Genomic DNA, 21844 nt, shown 5'->3' with positions numbered 1-21844 from the left:
GCCGTCTTCGCGGGCCGGAGTACCGTCAGGAGGATGCGGGGCGACCCGGCGGCCGCGCGGTTCGCGGCGATGCGGTCCGGCTACGAGAGCCACTACCTGCGCGCGGTCGCGCCCGGTGGCGGTCTCGGCTTCTGGCTGCGGCACACGGTCCACGTCGAGTCCGACGAGCTGCCGCTCGCGTCGACGTGGTTCACCCTCTTCGACGCCGCCGCGCCTGGCCCTGTCACGGCGAAGCAGACCGTCGAGGGCCCGCCCACCAACGACCCGCACTGGGTCGGCGTCGCCGGTTCGACGCTCGGGCCGACCCACGCCACCGGCTCGATCACCCCGGCGCCCGGTCAGGTGCACCCGCACCTGCCGGTCTCGTGGGACCTCACCTTCCTCGGCGAGCCCGCGCTCGAGCACCTGCCGTCCCCGTGGATGTATGCCGCCCCGATCCCCAGGACGAAGCCCGTCAGCCTGCACCCCAGCGCCCGGTTCACCGGCACGATGACCGTCGGAGACCGCGCCGTCGACGTCGACGGCTGGAAGGGCATGGTCGGCCACAACTGGGGCAGCGAGCACGCCGAGCGGTGGATCTGGCTGCACGGCCTCGGTTTCGACGGCGAGCCGAGCAGCACCTGGATCGACGTCGTGCTCGGCCGCCTGCGGGTCGGCGGGCGCACGACGCCGTGGGTCGCCAACGGCATGCTCTCCGTCGTGGGCGAGCGCCGGAGGCTGGGCGGCACCGCACACGCCCGCGCCACCAGGGTCGAGGAGCGACGCGACGGCGCCCACCTGCGCCTACCCGGTAGGGGCGGCCTCGTCGTCGACCTCAAGGTCGTCGCACCTCCGGAGCGCTGCGTGGCCTGGCTCTACGCCGAGCCCGGCAGGCCGGCGCGAGGTCCCGCCGACACCGGCGACACCGCCGACACCGGCGACCGCGGCCACCCCGGTGCCGCCGCGCACCGAGTAACGGCACACCACGACGACCACGCCGTCACCAACTGCTCGATCGCAGACCTGGAGATGACGGTGACCCAGCCCGGCGGCAGACGCCACGTGCTCACGTCAGCAGGCCAGGCGGCATACGAGATCGGGACGCGTGAGCGGCCGGCCGACGTGCCGCTGCAGCCCTGGCCGGACGGCGCGGCTGAGCGGCCGACCGGAGGATGAGGCACCGGGCCGGGTGCGCCCGCTTCTTGAGCGGCACCCGGCCCGGTCAAAGGTGGCCGCTCAGACGGCGGCCTTCTCCCCGACCGGGCCACCGGACCCGTCGGGGTGATCGGGGGACTCGAGTGAGTCAGGCGTGTCGCTGGGCCGGCGCTCCGCAAGGCCGGCCATGCCCCAGCGCACCGCCGCCGTGCCGAGGTGGCCCAGCGGTCGCGCCACCAGCGACGAGACGACGCCGGGCAGCGGGATGCCGAGCATCTCGCGCGCCCACCCCGGCAGCAGGGAGACGCCACCGGACGCGATGGTCCCGTAGCCCGGGCGGGCGTAGAGGGGCAGCGGCGGGTTGAGCAGCAGGAAGCGCGCCGCCTCGCGGGCCGCGGGCGTCGCCTCGAGCTCGGGGCGGTACGCGTCGAGCACCTCGCGCAGCGCCGCCACCGAGGTCGGCGGGTCGACGACACCGAGCCGCGACGCCGGGATGCCGGCCTGCGCGACGTAGACGTCGGCCTCGTCGGCGGTCAGCGGCGTCGCGGCGAAGGTCTGGAAGCCCCGCAGGAACGAGTCGACCTCCGCCGCGTGCACCCACATCAGCAGGTGCGGGTCGTCGGCGCGGTAGGACCGGCCGTCCGGCGCCTTGCCACGCACCCGCGTGTGGATCGAGCGCACCGCGGCGATGGCCTCCTCGGCGTGCTCGATCGTGCCGAACGTCGTCGTCGCGAGGTAGTGGCTGGTGCGTTGGAGCCGGCCCCACGGGTCGCCCTTGTAGCCGCTGTGGCCGGCCACTCCGGCCATCGCCAGCGGGTGCAGCGACTGCAGCAGCAGCGACGTGACCCCCGCCGGGAACATCGAGGCGTCCGCGTGCACGCGCCACACCGGGTCGTCGGGCGTGAACCAGCGCTCCCCGCGGGCACCCCAGATCCGCTGCGCACGGGCCGGCGCGTCGTCGCCGGCGACCTTGCTGCGCAGCATCCTCCCCAGCTGGCGTTGCACCAGCCGGGCACCTGCGGCCGAACTCATGCCTTTCACGGTATGCGCAGGTCAGGGCCCTGCAAAAATGCGTGTCCAACCTTTGGAGCGCTCGTTGTCCAAGGTTGTGCGGGCGTGCGCGGTCGGTCGGGCGGCCGTTAGGTCAGGTCAGCGTGATGCGGATCCCGGCACGCGCCGTGCGCTTGCGGAACCGGTCGGTCACGACCGCGATCGCGTCGCCCAGGCGCGCCATCAGGTACTTGCGCCCCATGGCGCGTTTGACCGCAGCGACGCCTCCCGGGGTGCGGTCGACGACGGCCGTGCCGGCATACGTCGGCGCCCCCTCGGGCACCCGGCCGCGGAAGTCGCACGGGCGCAGCTCGACGCGCGAGGTGTGCGCGAGCCGCTTCAGCTTGCCCGTCGGGTCGACCGTGATGACGACGAGCTCGTCGCCGTCTCTGGCGATCCACACCGGCGACGACACGGGTGTGCCCGTGCGCCGGAACGTCGTCAGCTGCACGTAGCGGTTGGCGTTGACGACGTCGAGGTCGCCGGGCAGGGCAGTCGCGCTCACCCCGCCAGCGTATGCCGTCCGCTTCGCCCACAATGGGGCATGGCGCTCGCGCTCTGCCTCCTCCTCGACCGGCGCTCCGACGCGCTCGTGCGTGAGCTGTGGAAGCGCTTGGAGGAGAACGGCATACCGACGCTGCTCTCGCACACCCACGGCCGTCACGTGCCCCACCTGTCGTATGCCGTCCTGCTCGACGGCGACCTCGGCGCGGTGCGCGAGGCCGCCGTCTCACTGCCCGACTCGGGCCCGGTGGACGTCTCGGTGCAGGGGACCGTCGTCTTCCCGCGCGGACGAGTGGCGCTCGCAGGCTCGGCGTCGTCGGTGCTGGCCGCGCGGCAGGCGCGCGCCATCGAGGTGCTGCGCGGCACCGGCGCGACGATCCACCGGCACTACGAGCCCGGGCACTGGATGCCGCACGTGTCGGCGTCGACCGGGGTGCAGATGGCCGACCTGGGGCCCGTCGTCACCGCCGTGTCGGACCGGCTGCCCCTGACGCTCCACTGCGACGGCGCCGCCCTCATCGAGACGACCGACGGCACGGCGTGGCCGCTGGCGGGCGTGCCCTGAGAGCGGTGCCCGGCTGGGTGGTGAGGTGTCCGTTTTGAGTACGTGTGCCCAGTACTGCCAGGACGGCTCGGCGCTCTTCTCCCCGAACGATCCACCAGCGATCACCACACCAAAGGGGAAAGGCACCACCGTGCGTATCAGCTTCACACCCGCCGAGAACGGCTTCGCGTTCAGCAACCAGTTCACCAACCACGTCCTTCGCATCCCGGCCCTCGGCATCGACGTCACGACCCGCGGGCGCTGCGGCGGCATGGCGGCCGCGGCCATGGACTACTGGCACGCCGGGCTCGCGATGTCGACGAACGGCTCTCTGCCGCAGGACGGCTCGCTCGTCGCCGACTACATCTACTCGCGGCTCATGGACACCTTCGTCGACAACGGCGCGAAGTTCGTCCAGTACGCGACGAGCCTCGACCACCCGACGTGGCTGCGTGGCAAGGGCGTCGCCCGCATGACCCGTGAGGACGAGCTGCCGAGGCTCAAGGCGCGGCTCAACTCCGGGCAGCCGGTGCTGCTCGGCCTCACCCAGGCCCGCGACGTCACCCAGCTCGGCAACGACCACCAGGTCGTCGCGTACGGCTGGGAGCAGGACAGCCGCTACACCTACGTGCTCGTCTACGACAACAACAACCCGGGCCAGGAGGTGCGCCTCAAGCTCACCACCGTCGACGACCCGGCCGAGCGTGCCATCACCGGGAGCAACGGCAAGACGTGGCGCGGGCTGTTCGTCGAGAGCTACACCCGCAAGACGCCCGGCTTCCTCGCGAACGGCCGGCTGGTCCACGACTCGACCGACCCGAAGATCCACGTCATCCGTGGCGGTGGCGCGTTCTGGGTGCCTTCGCCCGCAGAGTTCGATGCATGCGGATTCCGTTGGGACGCAGTCGTGGCCGCCAAGCCGGGCTCGATGGCACACGTCGCGACCCACCCGGGCAACGGGACACTGGTGCGTGAGCGCGGCACCGACCCGATCCACGTCGTCTACGGCGGCAAGGCCTTCTGGATCCCGTCGCCCGAGGTCTTCGAGGGTCTCGGCCTCGACTGGAACGCCGTGCGCGAGATCCCCCAGGGCTCGCTCTCCGGGCTGCGCCAGGTGCCGCGCGACCGCACCCTGCTGCGCGAGCGGTCCTCCGACCCGGTGTGGTGCGTCGAGGCCGGCCGGCTGCGTCACGTGACGAGCCCCGCTGTCATGGACCGGCTCGGCCTCGAGTGGGGCTGCGTGCGCGTCGTCCCGGACGGGGCGCTCGCCGGCCTGCCGACGGGGATGCCGATCTACTGAGGGCAGTGGGTCGGTCGCACCGCGGGTGACTAGTCACCAATGGTCCGTTCGGACCAAATGTCCATCTTTTCACTGACGTCGTTCACACCGGCGTGTCAACCTGACGGAGTCGTTGCAGAACGGGACACTTTTCCCAAGCGACACAAAGACTTCGGCGGTTGGCCCGTTGTGGTACGTGAACCGTCACTGATGGCCCGGACTCGCATCTGCGAGCCGGGCTTCATCAGTTTCCGGGCCCTCTGGGTGCTGTTCGCTCCGTCACCCGCGCTGTGAATCCGACTAACGCCCAAAGGGATCCGGACTACCGTTGACCACATGAGGCGACTCGTCGCACCCGTCCTCGTCGGCGCCGCGGCCCTGTCGGTCGTGACCGCCCGCTTCTCCGCGCTGCACTGGGGCGCCACCACCGAGGAGTCGCGCGAGCCGCTGCCGGGCGACGAGCTCATCCCCGCACCGGGCCTCGTCGCGACTCGTGCCATCACCATCGAGGCGGTGCCCGAGGTCGTGTGGCCGTGGGTGGCGCAGATCGGTGCCGACCGCGGCGGGTTCTACAGCTACGACCGGCTCGAGAACCTCGCCGGCTGCAACCTGCGCAGTGCCGACGCGGTCGTGCCGGAGTGGCAGCACCTCGCTCGCGGCGACCTGGTGCGCCTGCATCCGCAGGTCGCCCTCACGGTCGTGTCCGTCGAGCCGGACCACTCGCTCGTGCTGCAAGCGGCACCACCCCCCGGGGCGGAGGGTTCGCCCGGCGTCGCACCCTACGACTTCACGTGGGCGTTCGTGCTGCACCGGCACCCGCACGCCGCGACGCGGCTCATCACGCGGGAACGGTTCGGCTACACCCACTGGTGGTCACCGCTGCTCGTCGAACCGGTCTCGGCCGCGAGCTCGCTGATGAGCCAGAAGATGCTCCGCGGCATACGTGACCGCGCGGAGCGTCAGGCGTCGGCAGGCGCCTGAGCGACGACCTTGCGACCGCGCGCGAAGTAGGCAAGCGGCCCGACGAAGTTCACCGCGATGATCGCGGCCCACATCGCCTTGCTGCCCTCGACCTCCTCGGCCGGCCGGCGCGCCAGGTCGGCCCACGCCGTCGCTGCGAGCGACAGCTGCACGCAGCCCGCCACGATGGTCGCCGTCCTCTGGCCGCTCGTCAGCTCCGACCACTGCTTCTTGGCCATGGCCCCTCCTCGGGTCACCTCATTCAGGGGCGCCCCTCGCCCCTCTTCCGGAGTAGCACGGCCACGCGGCGCGCCGCAGCCGATGTGACCGACGAGACGCCTTGCGCCCCGGTCGATGTCGCGGCACGGTGCCACGCTGGAAGAGGCAGGGGATTCGGTCGGGAGTCACCATGAAACGCGCCATCACCGTCGTCGCCGTCCTCGTCGCACCGTTACTCCTGGGACCGCTCGGACCGCTGGGGGCGGGACCGGCCGGGGCCGCGCAGCCCCGGATCTACCACACCATCGGGTCCACGTCGGCGTCCGCGAGCACCACGACGATGCAGGGCTGCGAGCTCACCGAGGTCTTCGCCTCGTCGAGCACGGCGATGTATGCCGCGCAGCCCGGTCCCGTGAACAAGCAGGGCCTCACGTCGGTCCTCGTCCGTGTCAGTGACACGTGCGCGAGGAGCCCGATGGACGTCCAAGCAGCGGCTGGAGGCGGTGGGGGTGGCGTCGTCCTCTTCGAGGCGGAGGCGCAGAGCGGTGCGCCGCTCGCCGTCGACCCGCGCCTGACGCACGCCTCAGTCACGAGCGACCTCCCCGGCACCGACAGTCAGGGCAACCCCGTCACGGTTCACCTGGTCGCGACCTGGACCGGGACTGGCCCGCTCGAGCACACGACCGTGGTGAACTCCAACCACGACGCCGACGGCAACGTCTCCGCGACCGACAACAACCTGCGCCGGGATGCCTCGGCCGAGCTCAGCGTGATGGTCGGGGACCGCTCGGCTGCGGGCCCGGCGACTGATGGCGTCATCGAGCAGACACGGTCACGATGCGTCGAGGTGCCCCGGCCCGGCGTCGAGGGTTTCTTCCCCTGCTTCGGCTTCCCCGGCTGACGCTGGTCCGCATGGCGGTCGGCACCGACCGATGCTCGGCCGAGCGCTGTCGGTGGCCGCACATATGTTCGACTCATGGCACCGGAACCGTCGACGCTCGAGCTCCTGAGGAGCCGGCTCGCTGACCTCGAGGAGCGTCAGCGTGCGGCGGGTGGCGTGGCCGAGGTGGGGTTCTGGCAGCTGTTCCCGGGGCGTATGCCGTCTGGTTCGTCCCAGCAGACCGCGGCGTCCCGACGGGGCGCGCCGACACCGGCTACGGCGACCGGGGCATGCGGGTCAGGCGCGCCGGGCGCGCCGCTATCGCGTAGGCGTGGCAGGGCATGGCGGGTAGCGCCTGAGTCGCGGCCCGCCTCGAAGCCGCAGGGGGCGTGGGAGGGGTGGTCGACGCAGGAGCTGGAGTCGGTGGACCTGCTCGCGATGCCGTGGCTCGACATGGCCGGCTACGAGGAGATGGTCAACGACCCGGTGTGGATCGAATCGATCGAGGAGCGCATCGAGGCCAAAGCTGACCTCAGCGGCGAGGGCCAGACTGCGAGCTGGCACGCGACGGAAGCGGTGACGCTGGAGGCGAGCCTCGGGGTCGGGCTGGGCGGCCACCCGGAAGCCGCGCTGGTGGGGGCGATGGAGCGGGTCGCGGCGCAGCGGCGGGGCCTGGAGGTCACGTTGGTGACGTTGGTGTCCGAGCTGGTCGCGCGGGGGGTGGACGCGCCGGGTGCGTTGTCGCGGGTCGACTGGCTCCGCAGCCTCGACCCGTCCCTGACCGCCGGGCAGGCGAAGGCGTTCGTGACGGTCGGGACGGCACTCGCTGACAGCCGGTGGGCGCGGCTGCGGATGCTCGTGGCCACGCAGCAGGTCACGGTGGGCAACGCGGCGCAGGTCCTCGACTTCGAGGAGCGGGTCGCGCCGGTCGCCGACCCCGACGACCTGCACACGGCCGTCACCGACCTGACGGCGCAGGCGGGGGTGCTGCGGCCGGAGGAGCTGGCCCGCCTGGCCCGGCACCACACCGAGCAGGTCCGCCCGCCGCGGGACGAGGACACGCTGGACCAGGGCCGACGCCAGGCCCGCGGCCTGTGGTTCACCCCGCCCACGAAGACCGGGATGGTGGGCCTGCGCGGGATGCTCGACCCCGAGGGCGCCGCGATCCTCCAAGCCGCGATCGACCCGCTCGCGGCGCCGCGTCCGGTCAAGGACGAGCACGGCCACACGACCGCCCCGGACGAGCGCACCCCGGCCCGGCGCCGGATGGACGCGCTGCTCACGATCGTGGGCCGCGGTGTCGCGGCCGCCCGCGGGGTCCCGGTCACCGACAAGGCGAAGGTCGTCGTGCTCATCGACTACGACGCCCTCACCGCCGACCTCGAGAACACCTTGGGCGCCGGCAAGGGCGCCGGCAAGGGGGCCGGGATGACGTTGACCGGGGACGTGCTCTCACCGTCGGTGGTGCGGCGGCTGGCGTGCGACGCGGGGATCATCCCGGTGGTCCTGGGCCGGGACGGGGCACCGTTGGACGTCGGCTACCGCGAACGGCTCTTCACCTACAGCCAGCGCCTCGCGTTGATCGCCCGAGACCGGGGCTGCAGCTTCACCGGCTGCACCGTGCCCGCGACCTGGTGCGAGGCCCACCACGTCGTCCCGTGGCACCGCGGGGGCCGGACCGACCTGGCCAACGGGGCCCTGCTCTGCCCCCACCACCACACCCACGTCCACCAGCACGACCTCACCGCGACCGTCACCGCGACCGGGGTCACCTGGCACACGAGATGACCCCGCCCCGCACCCCGCCCCCAGCCGGCGGGGTCAGTGGCCTGCCGTCATCGGCGCGGGCGCGGGCGCGGGCTCAGCGCAGGATCGCCGCGAAGGCCTCGAGCAGGATCTCGATGTCGGCGTCGGTGACGACGAGCGGGGGAGCGATGCGCACCGTCGAGCCGTGGGTGTCCTTGACGAGCACGCCGCGCTCGAGCAGGCGGTGCGAGGCCTCGCGTCCCGTCATGAGGTCGGGATCGAGATCGACGCCCGCCCACAGACCACGGCAGCGCACCGCGTCGACGCCGTGCCCCACGAGGGTGCGCAACCCGCTCTCGAGGGCAAGGCCCAGCCGGTGCGCCTGCTGCTGGTACTCACCCGTCGCGAGCAGCCCGACCACTGCCTGACCGACCGCGGCCGCGAGCGGGTTGCCGCCGAAGGTCGACCCGTGGCTCCCGGGGGTGAAGACGCCCAGCACGTCGCGGTCGGCGACCACGGCCGACACCGGCACGATGCCGCCACCGAGCGCCTTGCCGAGCACGTAGACGTCCGGCACGACGCCCTCGAAACCGCAGGCGAAGGTCGTGCCCGTGCGGCCGAGGCCCGACTGGATCTCATCGGCCACCATGAGCACGTTGCGGCTACGAGTCAGCTCGCGCACGCCACGCAGCCAGCCGTCGGGCGGGATGATGACGCCCGCCTCGCCCTGCACCGGTTCGAGCAGCACCGCCACGGTGTCGTCGGTGATCGCCGCTTCGAGCGCCTCGAGGTCGCCGAAGGGCACCGTGTCGAACCCGGGTGTGTAGGGCCCGTAGTGGTCGTGCGCGAGCGGGTCGTCGGAGAAGCTGATGATGGTCGTCGTGCGGCCGTGGAAGTTGCCGGCCATGACGACGATCCGCGCCTGGCCGTCCGGCACCCCCTTGACCTCGTAGCCCCACCGGCGCGACGTCTTGATCGCTGTCTCGACGGCTTCGGCGCCGGTGTTCATCGGCAGCACGAGCTCCTTGCCGGCCAGCGTTGCGAGGTCGCGGCAGAACGGTCCGAGCCGGTCGCTGTGGAAGGCGCGGCTCGTCAGGGTCAGTCGGTCGAGCTGTGACCGCGCCGCGTCGACGAGCAGGGGATGCAGGTGCCCGAAGTTGAGCGCCGAGTAGCCGGCGAGCGCGTCGAGGTAGCGGCGCCCCTCCACGTCGGTGACCCACGCCCCCTCGGCGCTCTCGATGACGACGGGCAGCGGGCTGTAGTTGCTCGCCACCCAGTCCTCGGCGAGGGAGACGTGCTCGTGGGTCGGGGTGCCAGGGGTGGGAATCCGGGCCGGGCTGATCAGCTCGCTGGCCTCGGGTCGTGCGGCCGTGTCGCTCACCCTTCGATCGTCGCACCGTGCCGGTCGTGGGGCACCCGCTTCGGACGTGACCCCGCTCTCTGCCGCCCGCCGCGGCCCGGGCCCGGTGGGACACTGGCGATGGCGGGCCTCGCAGCCAGGACTACCCGCGCTGGGGTGTGTCGGTCACGTCGGTGGCCCAGCCGCGGAGATGGCCATGCACAGCAGCACCGATCACACGAGCAGCGATCACACGAGCATCGATCACACGAGCATCGATCACACCAGCACTGGCTCGCACCGCACCCGCGTCGTCATCCTCGGCGCCGCCGGTCGCGACTTCCACGACTTCAACGTCGTCTTCCGCGACGACCCGAGCCACGAGGTGGTCGCGTTCACGGCCACGCAGATCCCCGACATCGAGGGTCGGCGCTACCCGCCGGAGCTCGCGGGCGACCTCTACCCGGAGGGCATCCCGATCGTCTCCGAGTCCGAGCTGTCCGACCTCATTGGGCGCGAGCACGTCGACGTCGTCGTCTTCGCCTACTCCGACGTGCGGCACGAGCAGGTCATGCACCTCGCGTCACAGGCCATCGCAGCCGGCGCCGACTTCCGGCTCCACGGCGCACGCCACACGATGCTGCGCAGCACGAAGCCGGTCGTGGCCGTCACTGCAGTGCGCACGGGGGTCGGCAAGAGCCAGACCACCCGCTACCTCTCGCGGCTGCTCCGCGACCTCGGCCTGCGCGTGGTCGCGGTGCGCCACCCGATGCCGTACGGCGATCTGGCCGCCCAGGCCGTGCAGCGCTTCGCCACCCATACCGACCTCGACCTGCACGACTGCACCATCGAGGAGCGCGAGGAGTACGAGCCGCACATCGACAGCGGCGTCGTCGTCTACGCCGGCGTCGACTACGAGCGGATCCTGCGCGAGGCCGAGCAGGAGGCCGACGTCATCCTCTGGGACGGCGGCAACAACGACCTGCCGTTCTACGTCCCCGACCTGCACCTCGTCCTCGCCGACCCGCTGCGCCCCGGCGACGAGGCCACGTACCACCCCGGCGAGGCGAACGTGCGCCTGGCCGACGTCGTCGTCGTCGCCAAGTGCGACTCGGCCCGTCCCAGCGACATCGAGGCCGTCGAGGCTTCGGTGCGCTCGCTCAACCCTGCGGCAACCGTGCTGCGCGCCGACAGCCCCGTCACCCTCGACGACCCGGACGCGGTGCGCGGTCGCCGCGTCATCGCGGTCGAGGACGGCCCCACCCTGACCCACGGGTCGATGACCTACGGGGCCGGCGTCGTCGGCGCCCGATCCGCCGGTGCCACCGAGATCGTCGACCCGACGCCGTATGCCGTCGGGTCGATCGCCGCGACCTACGCGAAGTACCCGAACGCCCGGGGCGTGCTCCCGGCCATGGGCTACGGCGCAGCGCAGGTCGGCGACCTCGAGGCGACGATCCGCGCCGCCGTCGCAGCCGGCGCCTGTGACGCCGTCGTCGCCGGCACCCCCATCGACCTGACCCGCGTCCTGTCGGCGCCGGTCCCGGTGGTACGCGCCCGCTACGAGCTGCGCGAGGTCGTGCCGGGTGGGCTGGCCACTGCGGTGCGCGCGGCGCTGCCCGCCGAGCTGCTGGAACGGCATACGGCCTCGGGGGAGTCGTTCGCCCGTGAGGGCGCGTCCTCGGTTCCCGCCGGGAGCGCGCCATGAGCGCCGCGACCGAGCACCAGCCGTCCGACTCGCGCGACCACCGGTCCGGCCACCTCGACGAGCCGCAGCAGAGACCGGGCAGGGCGGCCCGTAGCGGGGGCTACGGCGGTGGCGTCCTCGTCAACGTCGTCATGCTCGTGCTCGTCAATGCCTGGCCCGGATGGGAGGCCGTGCCGTTCCTCACCGACCGCACTCCGGAGGTCCTCGGCATCGTCAACGCCTCGCTCGTCGTCGCAGCGGTCGCGAACCTCCTGCTCGCCGCCGCCGACCCGCCGCGCTTCAAGGCCCTCACCGACCTCGCCATCACCGGTGTCGGCATCGCCGCCATCGTGCGTATCTGGCAGGTCTTCCCGTTCGACGTGCTGGGCACACCCTGGGAGACCGTGATCCGGGTGCTGGGGGTGGTCGCGCTCGTCGGCAGCGGGATCGCGATCCTGTCCGCGGCGGTCCGGCTCGTCCGCGGTGGCCGCGACAGCTCGTGAGGTGGGCCACGAATGTCCCTGTTCCCAAGCGGATTCGTCAGATCGGCGTAGCGTGAAGGAACCGGGGAACCCTAGGACGCTGACCAAGCCGTCCGCGTCGCCCCGGCGCAGGAAGACACGGCCTCTTCGCCGAGACAGGTCGCTGCAGCGTGTCCGGAACCAGCAGCCCTCCACCCGTGCGTGCCTCGCACCCCACCCGTCCCCATCTGGTAGCCCTCGTCATCGGCTGCCTCCTCATCCTTCCCGGCCTCGGCCTGCTCCTCGGGGGCGCAGGCCTCGCCATCACGTATGCCGTCGGGCGTGACAGCGCCGGCTACTTCACCGGCTCGCTGCCGAGCCTGCGCAGCGCCACCCCCGCGATCACGGCCGAGGACGTCGCGGTGCAGGCCGGGCAGGACGTGCCGACCTGGGCGTTCGACCGACTGGGCGTCGACGTCCGGCTCACCGCCAGGTCCACGGACAACGGCCGGCCCGTCTTCATCGGCATCGGTGACGCGCAGCGCGTCGACTCCTACCTCGGCGGCGTCACGCACGACGAGGTTGTCGACATCACCGACCCGTTCTCCCGCGGGCAGCGGGCCGCGGTGCTGCGCACCGTGCCGGGTGGTTCGACCGTGACCCCGCCCTCGACCCAGACCTTCTGGGCCGCCTCCGCCGACGGCACCGGACAGCAGGTGCTCACCTGGCACGTCACCGACGGTCGTTGGGCCGTCGTGCTGATGAACGCCGACGGCAGCCCCGGCGTCGACCTCGCCGTCACCATGGGCGTGCGCGCGAACTTCCTCATCCCGCTCGCCCTGATCATGCTCGGTGTCGGTCTCGTGCTGACCGGTCTCGCCGTGGCCCTCATCATCCGGGGGACGACAGGCTCCCGCTCTGGCGACCACCCGAGCGGCCCCGGTTACCCAGCCACCTCGGCCTACCCGGCCACGACGGGCTACCCCGCGCAGAGCGGCTACCCAGCGCAGGCCGACCACGCGGCACCCGCCGCCCCCGGTCGGGAGCCGCTGCCCCCGCAACCGGGCGCGACGGCATACGCCGTCAGTGGGGCGGCAGCGGCCGCACCACCCACGTGGGGTGCCGCCACCCGTGCGGTGAGCCCGGTGCGGCTGGACGCACGGCTCGACGAGCCGCTCTCACGGTGGCTGTGGCTGCTCAAGTGGCTGCTCGTCATCCCGCACCTCGTCGTGCTGGCGTTCCTCTGGCTCGCGTTCTGGGTCGTGACGGTGATCGCGTTCTTCGCGATCCTCGTGACGGGGCAGTACCCGCGCGGCCTCTTCGACTTCAACCTCGGCGTGCTGCGCTGGTCGTGGCGCGTGTCGTACTACGCGAACGGCGCGTTCGGCACCGACCGCTACCCGCCGTTCAGCCTTGGCGCCGAGCCCGACTACCCCGCGACGCTCGACATCGCCTACCCCGAGCGCCTCTCGCGCGGGCTCGTGCTCGTCAAGTGGTGGCTGCTCGCGATCCCGCACTACATCATCGTGGGGCTCATCGTCGGTGGCGGCTGGGCGTGGAACCGGGCCCGTGACGGCGGCGCTCACCTCGAGTCCTTCGGGTGGGGCCTGCTCGGCCTCCTCGTGCTCGTCGCCGGGCTGTCGCTGCTCTTCGCCGACCGCTACCCGCGGGCACTGTTCGACCTCGTCATCGGGCTCAACCGGTGGGTCTACCGGGTGGCTGCGTACGCCGCGCTGATGACCGACGTGTACCCGCCCTTCCAGCTCGACGAGGGCGGCCCCGAGACGCCGATCCCGCCGCCACCGCCGGCCGTCGGGACGGAGCGCGCCGAAGGGCCGCCGCAGTACTCCATCTGAGCACTCGACGGTGGGCGCGCGTCGGAAACTGAGCACTCGACGGTGGGCGCGCGTCGGAAACTGAGCACTCGATGGTGGGTTGGTCGGGGACCCCCACACAGTCGAGTGCTCAGTTTCCTACGGCTTGCGCGGGCGGGAGAGGGCGAGACCCAGCCCGGCGAGCGCGACGACCGGGCCGATGACGGCCCAGACGACCTGGCCCGACATCGCGCTCCCGCCCACGAGCCGAGGCCCTGCAGGGTCCAGAGCACGCCCATGGCCAGCAGGACGGCCCCGACGACGATGCGGAACGGCCGGTTCACGACGGCGCCGTGACGAGGTGAGCGTCGAGCCACTCGACGATCTCGGTCTCCACCTCGTCGCGGTTGGTCTCGTTGAGGATCTCGTGGCGCGCGTCGGGCCACAGCCTCAGCGTCACGTCCTGCACGCCGACGCGGCGCAGCTGGTCGGCCACCGCTCGGACTCCCTTGGCGTCCTTGCCGCCGACAGGGTCCTTGTCGCCGGAGACGAGGTGGACGGGCAGACCCTTGGGGATGCGCGAGGCGAGGCGGTCGGTGTTGACCGACTCGAGCCCCCGCAGCAGGTCGGCGAAACCGCCTGCGCTGAAGACGAACCCGCAGTCGGGGTCGTTGACGTACTTGTCGACCTCATCGGGATCTCTTGACAGCCAGTCGAACTGGGTGCGGGCCGGCTTGAAGGCCGAGTTGTACTGGCCGAACGTCAGCGTGTTCATCAGCCCGCTGGTGTGGGCGTGACCGCGCAGCCGTGCCTGCGTGGACGCGAGGAAGACGCCCACCTTGCCGAGGGCTCCCGCCCCGCCGGCGGTGCCCGACAGCACGAGGCCGGCCAGCTCGGAGCCGTACTGCGCGGCATACCCCCGCGAGATGAACGAGCCCATGCTGTGGCCGAGGAGGAAGACGGGCAGTCCCGGCTGCTCCTCGCGCGCCTTGTCGGTGACCGCGTGCAGGTCGTCGACGACGGTCTGCCAGCCGTCCTTCTCGCTGAAGAAGCCGCGCCTGCCGGACGACTCGCCGGACGTCTGGCCGTGGCCGCGGTGGTCCGAGCCGTAGACGGCATACCCGTGGTCGGTGAGGCGCTGCGCGAAGCGTGCGTAGCGGCTCGAGTGCTCGGCGAGCCCGTGCGCGAGCTGCACGACCGCCTTGGCGGGACCGTCGGGGAGCCACCGGTTGACGAAGACCTCGGTGCCGTCGGGCGTGGTCAGCGTGAAGGTGCTGCTCTGCATGAGCCGAACTGTATGCCGCCGGGAAGCGCTGCGCCCGTGACCACGCGCCGCCCCCGACCACGCGCTGCTGGGGGCTGCCCGTTTCATCACGTTCTGCCCGGTTCCCTCGCTAAAACCACAAAAACGGGCGCCCGAATCTATTTACATCGAACCGATCCGGTGGTTTCCTAGAGGCACGACCCCACGACGGGGCGCACCGAACGACAGGACGAAGGAGTCCGGGTGTACGCAGCGGAGCGGCAGCAGCGCATCATCGCCGAGGCCCGTCGGGCCGGCCGTGTCGAGGTCGCCGCCCTCGCCGACTCCCTGGGGGTCGCCGCCGAGACCGTGCGCCGCGACCTCACCGCCCTCGAGCGCCGCGGGTCGCTGCGCCGGGTCCACGGCGGCGCGATCCCCGTCGAGCGTCTCGAGGTCGAGCCGACGCTCGCCACCCGGTCCGGGCGCCTCGCCGACGTCAAGCGGCGCATCGCCGCCCGCGCCCTCGACGAGCTGCCGAGCGGCGGCAGCATCATCCTCGACGCCGGCTCGACATCGCTCGCCGTCGCCGAGATGCTCCCGCCCGACATCGACCTCACGGTCATCACCAACAGCCTCGCCGCGGCCAGCGTCCTGTCGACCCACCCGGGCATCAACCTCTACCTGCTCGGCGGCCGGGTGCGCGGCACGACCGGCGCCTCCGTCGGCGACTGGGCGGTCAGCCCCCTCGCCGACATCACCGTCGACCTCGCGATCATCGGCACGAACGGCATCTCCGGCGCCCGCGGCCTCACCACCCCCGACCAGTCGGAGTCGCTCGTCAAGCGCGCGATGGTCCACGCCGCCCGCCGGTGCGTCGTGCTCACCGACTCGAGCAAGGCCGGCGACGACCACCTCCACCGTTTCGCCCAGCTGTCCGACATTGACCTCGTCATCACCGACACCGACCTCGACGACGACGTCGCCGCCGAGATCCGTGCGGCCGGACCGGAAGTGGTGACCGCATGATCGTCACGCTCACGCCCAACCCCAGCATCGACCGCGCCGTCTTCATCGACGCGCTCCACCGCGGCGAGGTGCACCGCGGCACCGGCAGCCAGCTCGACCCTGGCGGCAAGGGTGTCAACGTCTCCCGCGCGCTGGCCGCCCAGGGCGCGGCCACGACCGCCGTGCTGCCCATCGGCGGGCCCGAGGGCCACCTGCTCGAGGACCTCCTCGACACCGCCGGCGTCGCCCACGCCTCCGTGCCCGTGCGCGGCACCGTGCGCATGAACATCAGCGTCCTCGAGCCCGACGGCACCACGACGAAGCTCAACGAGCCCGGCCCCGACCTGTCGCAGGACGAGGTCGAGGCCCTCCTCGAGACCACCCTCGAGCGCAGCGTGGGCGCCGACTGGGTCGTCGGCTGCGGCAGCCTCCCGCCCGGCGCCCCCACCGACCTGTATGCCGTCCTCGTCGCCCGGGTGCGCGGGCGTGGTGGCCGTGTCGCCATCGACTCCTCCGGCGCCCCGTTCGCCGCCGCCGTCGCCGCGAAGCCGCACCTCATCAAGCCGAACCACGAGGAGCTCGCCGAGCTCGTCGGCCACGACCTGCCCACCCTGGGCCACGTGCGCGACGCCGCACGCGAGCTCGTGGCCGGCGGCATCGAGGTCGTCGCCGTCAGCCTCGGCGGCGACGGCGCCCTGTTGGTGACCGCCGGGGCCTTCGCGCACGCCCGAGCCACGATCACCGCCCCCCTGTCCACCGTGGGCGCCGGCGACTGCATGCTCGCCGGCCTGCTCCACGGCCTGTCCACCGGGCTCGACCCGGCGGACGCCCTGATGACCGGGGTGAGGTGGGGCGCCGCGGCGGTCACCCTCCCCGGAAGCCGCGTGCCGACCCCCGACGACCTCGACGGCATACGCGCCGAGCTCACCCACGAGCCCGACCTCGCCCTCGCACTCACCTGACCGACGACGACCGGCCTCGAAGCAGGCCACCGCGCCGGCCCCGAAGCCGGCCCCACGACACCGAAACATCGATCGACCCGATCCTCCGAAAGGAAAACCCCATGTCCCTCATCACCGAAGAGCAGGTCGTCCTCGACCTCACAGGTGCCGACCGCCACGAGGCGACGCGGAGGCTCGGCGAGCGCCTCGTCGCGACCGGCAGGTGCACCGACCTCGACACCTTCCTCGACGACGTGCGCAAGCGCGAGGAGACGATGGCCACCGGTCTGCCCGGCGGCATCGGCATCCCGCACGCCCGCAGCGCCGCGATCACCGAGCCGTCGCTCGTCTTCGGCCGTGCGACGGGTGACGGGGGCGGCATCGACTGGGGCGCCAAGGACGGCCCGGCCACGCTCGTCTTCCTCATCGCAGCCCCCGAGGGCGGCGGCGACGCGCACATGCAGATGCTCCCCAAGCTCGCTCGCGCCCTCATGAAGAAGGACTTCAAGGCGGCGCTCGCCGCGGCCACCACCGAGGCCGAGGTCGTGCGCATCGTCAGCGCCGAGGTCGAGCTCGACCAGCCCGCCGGTGCCGCCGCACCCGCCGCCGCCCCGGCTGCTGCCGCCGCGTCCGCCGGTGCCGCAGACCGCACCGGTGCCGCAGCCGGCTCCGTCGCCACGGCCGAGGCGCCCGCCGCGCGCACCCTCAACCTCGTCGGCGTCACCTCGTGCCCGACCGGGATCGCCCACACCTACATGGCCGCCGAGGGCCTCGAGAACGCCGCGAAGGCCGCCGGCCACACGATGCTCGTCGAGACCCAGGGCTCCGCCGGTTCCAAGCCGCTCACCGCGGCCCAGATCGCCGCCGCCGACGCCGTGATCTTCGCCCACGACCTGCCCGTCAAGGACGCCGGCCGCTTCGCTGGCAAGCCCCTCGTCGACGTGGGCGTGAAGAAGGGCATCTCCGACGGCCCGGCGCTCGTGCTCCAGGCCGAGCGGCTCGTCGCCGAGTGGGACGCCGACCCGAGCAAGCGCGAGGCCGCGGCCCGCGCCGCCGCCGCCGCGGGCGCGTCGGGTGGCCTCACCTCGAAGGTCGAGGAGGGCGCGAGCACCGCGACGAAGGTGCGCCAGTGGCTGATGACGGGTGTCTCGTACATGATCCCGTTCGTCGCCGCGGGCGGCATCCTCATCGCCCTGTCGTTCATGCTCGCCCAGGTCGCGCTCGGCCAGGACGGCGCGATCCAGATCGTCAAGTACAACCTGACCTCGACCGACCAGTTCAACATCGCCCAGAACTTCAACCCGGTCAGCCTGACCTCGTGGGCCGCGCTCCTCTTCGTCATCGGCGGCGCGTCGTTCGGCTTCCTCGTGCCGATCCTCTCCGGCTTCATCGCCTTCGCGATCGCCGACCGCCCGGGGCTCGTGCCCGGCATCGTCGGTGGCGCCGTGGCCTCCACGATGGGTGCCGGCTTCCTCGGCGGCCTCGTCACCGGCCTCATCGGCGGCTTCGTCGCCCGCTGGGTCTCCGGCTGGAACGTCGCCAAGGGCGTCCGCGGCGTCATGCCCGTGGTCGTGATCCCGCTCCTCAGCTCGCTCATCACGATCGGCCTGTTCATCACCGTGCTCGGCCGCCCGATCAAGGGCCTCACCGACGGCCTCAACAGCTGGCTCACCGGCATGACCGGTGCCAGCGCGATCGTCCTCGGCATCATCCTCGGCGCGATGATGGGCTTCGACCTCGGCGGCCCGGTCAACAAGGTCGCGTACGCGTTCGCCACCACCGGTCTCGCGGCCGCGGGTGCGTCCACCAACGCCCCGCAGCTGAAGATCATGGCCGCCGTCATGGCCGCCGGCATGGTCGCCCCGCTCGCGATGGCTCTCAGCACGACCATCCGTCCGCACCTGTTCTCCGAGCCGGAGCGTGAGAACGGCAAGGCGGCCTGGCTGCTCGGCTTCTCGTTCATCTCCGAGGGAGCCATCCCGTTCGCCGCCGCCGACCCGGTGCGCATCATCGCCAGCTCGGTCATCGGCTCCGCGGTCACCGGTGCCCTCGCGATGCTGTTCGGCACGACGCTGCGCGCCCCGCACGGAGGCATCTGGGTGCTGCCGCTCATCGGCAACTTCCTGCTCTTCGTCGTGGCGCTCGCAGTCGGTGTCGCCGTCATGGCCGGCATCGTCATCACCCTGAAGTCGCGAGAGACGAACCTCGCCGAGATCGACGCGACCGCTACGGTCTGAGATAGCGGTGGACGTGACCCAGGTCACCACGTGCTTCATCGTGGACCTGGGTCACGTCCGCTCGACTGACTGCACGACGACTGACCTCCAGCCTGACCTCCAGCCTGACACCACGCCTGACACCAAGCCTGTCATCCCAGAAGGAGCACGCCTCATGCCAACCCGTACCGTCACCATCGCCTCCTCGGTGGGCCTGCACGCCCGGCCGGCCGCGCTCTTCGTCGAGGCTGCGAGCAGCTCGGGCCTCGACGTCGAGATCGCCAAGCCGGGCGAGGACCCCGTCGACGCGACGAGCATCCTCGGCGTCATGGCCCTCGGCGCCAAGCACGGCGAGGAGGTCGTCCTGACGGCAGAGGGCGACGGCGCGGACGAGACGCTCGACTCCCTCGTCGAGCTGCTCTCGCGCGACCTCGACGCGGAGTAGGACGGAGCAGTCCCCATGGCCGACTCGGAGACCAGCCAGACCACCCGGACCAGCCAGACTGGCGAGGCCAGCCAGACTGGCCAGGACAGCCAGCGCGGCGAGACCAGGCAGGGCATCGGCGTCAGCCCGGGCACGGCATACGGGCCGGTGGTGCAGGTGGCGCCACCGGTCCGCCCGCCCGCGCACGAGCCGGCCGTCGACGACCAGGACGCAGCGCTCGCCGACGTGAAGGCGGCCTTTGAGTCGGTCGCGGTCTCGCTCGAGGAGCGAGCCACCCGGGTCGAGGACACGGCCCAGCAGATCCTCAAGGCGACGGCCCTCATCGCCCGCGACAAGGGCCTCGTCAAGGCGGCGTCGAAGGAGCTGGCCGCCGGTCACGGCCGCGCCACCTCGATCGCCAACGCCGTCGAGACGTATGCCGCCCAGTTCGAGGCGCTCGGCGGGTACTTCGCCGAGCGGGTGGCCGACCTCCGCGACGTCGGATCCCGTGCTGTCGCAGCGGTGCTGGGCGTTCCCGCGCCGGGCGTGCCGCCCTTCTCCGAGCCGAGCGTCATCATCGCCGAGGACCTCGCCCCCGCCGAGACGGCGACGCTCGACCGGTCGCTCGTCGTCGGCATCATCACCGAAGCGGGTGGCCGCACCAGCCACACCGCGATCCTCGCGGCGCAGATGGGCATCCCGGCCGTCGTGCAGGTGCCCCACGCGACCGCCATCCCGGCCGGCACGCCGGTCGCTCTCGACGGCGACTCGGGCGAGGTGACGATCGACCCGGACATGTCGCTCGTCACCGCCCAGCGCGAGCGGGCTGCCCGTCGCAAGGAGGCGCTGTCGCAGCTCTCCGGCGCCGGACGCACGTCCGACGGTGCGCCCGTCGCGCTGCTCGCCAACATCGGAGGCGTCGAGGATGCCGTCGCGGCCGGCGCCCAGGACCTCGAGGGCGTGGGCCTCTTCCGCACCGAGTTCGTCTACCTGTCGGCCACGAAGGCGCCGACGGTCGAGGAGCAGGCGGAGATCTACCGCGGAGTCTTCGCGCCGTTCGAGGGCCGCCGCGTCGTCGTGCGCACGCTCGACGCCGGGGCCGACAAGCCGCTGAAGTTCGCCGACCTCGGGCCCGAGGAGAACCCCGCCCTCGGACGCCGTGGCCTTCGCCTCTCCGCCGAGCGCCCCGACCTGCTCGACGCCCAGCTCGAGGCCCTCGCCGTCGCCGCTCGCGAGACCGGCGCCGACGTGCGCGTCATGGCGCCGATGGTCGCGACCGCCGAGGAGGCGGCGTGGTTCGCCCGTCGCGTCCGTGAGAACGGCCTGCCCAAGGCGGGCGTCATGATCGAGGTGCCGGGCGCCGCGCTGCGCGCCAAGGACGTGCTCGGTGAGGTCGACTTCGGCTCGCTGGGCACCAACGACCTGGCGCAGTACACGATGGCGGCCGACCGCATGCAGGGTGCGCTGTCCGACCTGCTCGACCCGTGGCAGCCGGCGGTGCTCGACGTCGTCGGTGCGGCCTGCGAGGGCGCGGCGAAGGTCGACCGTCCCATCGGGGTCTGCGGCGAGTCGGCGGGCGACCCGCTGCTCGCGCTCGTGCTCGTCGGCCTCGGCGTCACCTCGCTGTCGATGGCGCCGAGCAAGGTCCCGGTCGTGCGGCTGGCCCTGTCGCTGCACTCGGTGGCGGAGTGCCAGGCGCTCGCGACGGCGGCCCGCGACGCGCGTACGGCGGTCGACGCCCTGCACGCCGTGCGCGAGGGCGCCAGGAGCGAGCTCACCGACCTGCTCTGAGAGGCGGCCAACGTGACGCCGGCCACGGTGCTCGATGCCTTGCGCCGCAAGGCCCTTCACTAGACTGGAGACGGGCGCCGGTCCCGGCGTCCGCACGGCAAAGGAGCTCGACATGAGCACGCCCAGCCTCTTCATGAACCGGGTCCGCCTCGAGGACGGCTACCACGAGGACGACCTCCCCTTCATCGAGCGCACCCTGACCCAGCTGTTCCACCAGCTGAGCCGGTTCGACCCGTCGATGGTGCACATCGGCCTGCGGGTCAAGGATCGTGGCCAGCCCGGCATGCGCACCTCGATCGAGGTCCACGTCAGCGGGCTTCCGACCGTGATCGGCGCCTCCGACCTCACCGACACGAAGGCGGCCCTGCAGGACGCCGAGGCGAAGGTCGTCTCCCAGCTGCGCGAGGCCGCCGACCGCCACCACGACCGGCACCCCCGGGGGCCTCGGCACTGAGACACGTCGCCGAGGTCATGCACTGAGGTCATGCACTGAGAGCCCTATGTCAAGCGGTCTGTTGTTGGAGGACCACCAAGCGTCCGTGTAGGTCGGGGTCGTAGGGCACGTGGTCGTGCCAGCAGCGCCAGAGGATCCTGGTCCAGCTCTGGG

The 21844-nt window shown here is 72.2% G+C and carries 20 protein-coding genes; 15 read left to right on the top strand and 5 right to left on the bottom strand.

Annotated elements, in window-relative coordinates:
* Window positions 1–33 precede the first annotated feature (33 nt).
* Window positions 34–1155 (top strand): hypothetical protein, encoded by a 1122-nt coding sequence (locus ACXR8F_RS20650; protein WP_458803376.1) that lies wholly within the window; start codon window positions 34–36, stop codon window positions 1153–1155.
* A 60-nt stretch (window positions 1156–1215) separates the two neighbouring features.
* Here ACXR8F_RS20650 and ACXR8F_RS20645 read toward each other — a convergent pair whose 3' ends face one another.
* A complete protein-coding gene (locus tag ACXR8F_RS20645) occupies window positions 1216–2166 on the bottom strand; it encodes an oxygenase MpaB family protein (protein WP_458803374.1) in 951 nt (316 codons plus the stop codon).
* 112 nt (window positions 2167–2278) lie between these two features.
* Complete coding sequence (locus ACXR8F_RS20640; protein ID WP_458803372.1) at window positions 2279–2689, bottom strand: PPOX class F420-dependent oxidoreductase; 411 nt, start codon at window positions 2687–2689, stop codon at window positions 2279–2281.
* Window positions 2690–2728: 39 nt separating this feature from the next.
* On the opposite strand from ACXR8F_RS20640, the gene ACXR8F_RS20635 reads away from it, so the two are divergent.
* From ACXR8F_RS20635 to ACXR8F_RS20625, 3 genes are all read left to right on the top strand, one after another.
* Window positions 2729–3253 carry a 2'-5' RNA ligase family protein gene (locus tag ACXR8F_RS20635; RefSeq protein ID WP_458803370.1) on the top strand — a complete coding sequence of 175 codons (525 nt, stop codon included), beginning with the start codon at window positions 2729–2731 and terminating at the stop codon, window positions 3251–3253.
* Between the two features lie 130 nt (window positions 3254–3383).
* On the top strand, window positions 3384–4532 hold the full coding sequence (locus ACXR8F_RS20630) for a hypothetical protein (RefSeq protein WP_458803368.1): 1149 nt from the start codon (window positions 3384–3386) through the stop codon (window positions 4530–4532).
* A 315-nt stretch (window positions 4533–4847) separates the two neighbouring features.
* The gene (locus ACXR8F_RS20625; RefSeq protein WP_458803367.1) at window positions 4848–5492 is read left to right on the top strand and encodes an SRPBCC family protein; all 645 of its coding nucleotides are present in this window, start codon (window positions 4848–4850) and stop codon (window positions 5490–5492) included.
* Here the strand turns inward: ACXR8F_RS20625 and ACXR8F_RS20620 are convergent.
* The gene (locus ACXR8F_RS20620; RefSeq protein WP_458803365.1) at window positions 5471–5710 is read right to left on the bottom strand and encodes a PLD nuclease N-terminal domain-containing protein; all 240 of its coding nucleotides are present in this window, start codon (window positions 5708–5710) and stop codon (window positions 5471–5473) included. The genes ACXR8F_RS20625 and ACXR8F_RS20620 overlap by 22 nt on opposite strands.
* A 170-nt stretch (window positions 5711–5880) precedes the next feature.
* On the opposite strand from ACXR8F_RS20620, the gene ACXR8F_RS20615 reads away from it, so the two are divergent.
* Both ACXR8F_RS20615 and ACXR8F_RS20610 read left to right on the top strand, forming a co-directional pair.
* Window positions 5881–6591, top strand: a complete 711-nt coding sequence (locus tag ACXR8F_RS20615; RefSeq protein ID WP_458803363.1) for a hypothetical protein — start codon at window positions 5881–5883, stop codon at window positions 6589–6591.
* 402 nt (window positions 6592–6993) lie between these two features.
* Window positions 6994–8358 (top strand): HNH endonuclease signature motif containing protein, encoded by a 1365-nt coding sequence (locus tag ACXR8F_RS20610; protein ID WP_458803362.1) that lies wholly within the window; start codon window positions 6994–6996, stop codon window positions 8356–8358.
* A gap of 73 nt (window positions 8359–8431) precedes the next feature.
* Here the strand turns inward: ACXR8F_RS20610 and rocD are convergent, their stop codons facing one another.
* On the bottom strand, window positions 8432–9697 hold the full coding sequence (gene rocD / locus ACXR8F_RS20605; RefSeq protein ID WP_458803360.1) for an ornithine--oxo-acid transaminase: 1266 nt from the start codon (window positions 9695–9697) through the stop codon (window positions 8432–8434).
* A 175-nt stretch (window positions 9698–9872) separates the two neighbouring features.
* Here rocD and ACXR8F_RS20600 point away from each other — a divergent pair, with 175 nt between their 5' ends.
* The 3 genes from ACXR8F_RS20600 to ACXR8F_RS20590 all read left to right on the top strand — a co-directional run bounded on the left by ACXR8F_RS20600 (window position 9873) and on the right by ACXR8F_RS20590 (window position 13659).
* The gene (locus ACXR8F_RS20600; RefSeq protein WP_458803358.1) at window positions 9873–11363 is read left to right on the top strand and encodes a cyclic 2,3-diphosphoglycerate synthase; all 1491 of its coding nucleotides are present in this window, start codon (window positions 9873–9875) and stop codon (window positions 11361–11363) included.
* Window positions 11360–11845 carry a hypothetical protein gene (locus ACXR8F_RS20595; RefSeq protein ID WP_458803356.1) on the top strand — a complete coding sequence of 162 codons (486 nt, stop codon included), beginning with the start codon at window positions 11360–11362 and terminating at the stop codon, window positions 11843–11845. Before ACXR8F_RS20600 ends, ACXR8F_RS20595 begins: the two co-directional genes overlap by 4 nt.
* A gap of 176 nt (window positions 11846–12021) precedes the next feature.
* Window positions 12022–13659: a DUF4389 domain-containing protein gene (locus tag ACXR8F_RS20590; protein WP_458803355.1), complete on the top strand. Its 1638-nt coding sequence runs from the start codon at window positions 12022–12024 to the stop codon at window positions 13657–13659.
* 298 nt (window positions 13660–13957) lie between these two features.
* Here the strand turns inward: ACXR8F_RS20590 and ACXR8F_RS20585 are convergent, their stop codons facing one another.
* On the bottom strand, window positions 13958–14902 hold the full coding sequence (locus ACXR8F_RS20585; RefSeq protein ID WP_458803353.1) for a lysophospholipase: 945 nt from the start codon (window positions 14900–14902) through the stop codon (window positions 13958–13960).
* A 222-nt stretch (window positions 14903–15124) separates the two neighbouring features.
* Between ACXR8F_RS20585 and ACXR8F_RS20580 the strand changes: the two genes are divergently transcribed.
* From ACXR8F_RS20580 to ACXR8F_RS20555, 6 genes are all read left to right on the top strand, one after another.
* On the top strand, window positions 15125–15886 hold the full coding sequence (locus ACXR8F_RS20580; RefSeq protein ID WP_045192752.1) for a DeoR/GlpR family DNA-binding transcription regulator: 762 nt from the start codon (window positions 15125–15127) through the stop codon (window positions 15884–15886).
* Window positions 15883–16827 carry a 1-phosphofructokinase gene (pfkB, locus tag ACXR8F_RS20575; RefSeq protein ID WP_045192751.1) on the top strand — a complete coding sequence of 315 codons (945 nt, stop codon included), beginning with the start codon at window positions 15883–15885 and terminating at the stop codon, window positions 16825–16827. Before ACXR8F_RS20580 ends, pfkB begins: the two co-directional genes overlap by 4 nt.
* 101 nt (window positions 16828–16928) lie before the next feature.
* Window positions 16929–19043, top strand: coding sequence for a PTS fructose transporter subunit IIABC (locus ACXR8F_RS20570; protein ID WP_458803350.1), 2115 nt, complete (start codon window positions 16929–16931; stop codon window positions 19041–19043).
* Window positions 19044–19197: 154 nt separating this feature from the next.
* Complete coding sequence (locus tag ACXR8F_RS20565) at window positions 19198–19467, top strand: HPr family phosphocarrier protein (protein WP_045192766.1); 270 nt, start codon at window positions 19198–19200, stop codon at window positions 19465–19467.
* Window positions 19468–19482: 15 nt separating this feature from the next.
* The gene (gene ptsP / locus ACXR8F_RS20560) at window positions 19483–21237 is read left to right on the top strand and encodes a phosphoenolpyruvate--protein phosphotransferase (RefSeq protein WP_458803348.1); all 1755 of its coding nucleotides are present in this window, start codon (window positions 19483–19485) and stop codon (window positions 21235–21237) included.
* A gap of 112 nt (window positions 21238–21349) precedes the next feature.
* Complete coding sequence (locus ACXR8F_RS20555) at window positions 21350–21691, top strand: hypothetical protein (RefSeq protein WP_045192748.1); 342 nt, start codon at window positions 21350–21352, stop codon at window positions 21689–21691.
* Window positions 21692–21844: the final 153 nt, after the last annotated feature.

The sequence above is a fragment of the Terrabacter sp. AAH1 genome (assembly GCF_054456855.1).
The sequence above is the reverse complement of the archived record's forward strand: the minus strand, read 5'-3'. Positions and strand labels throughout refer to the sequence as shown.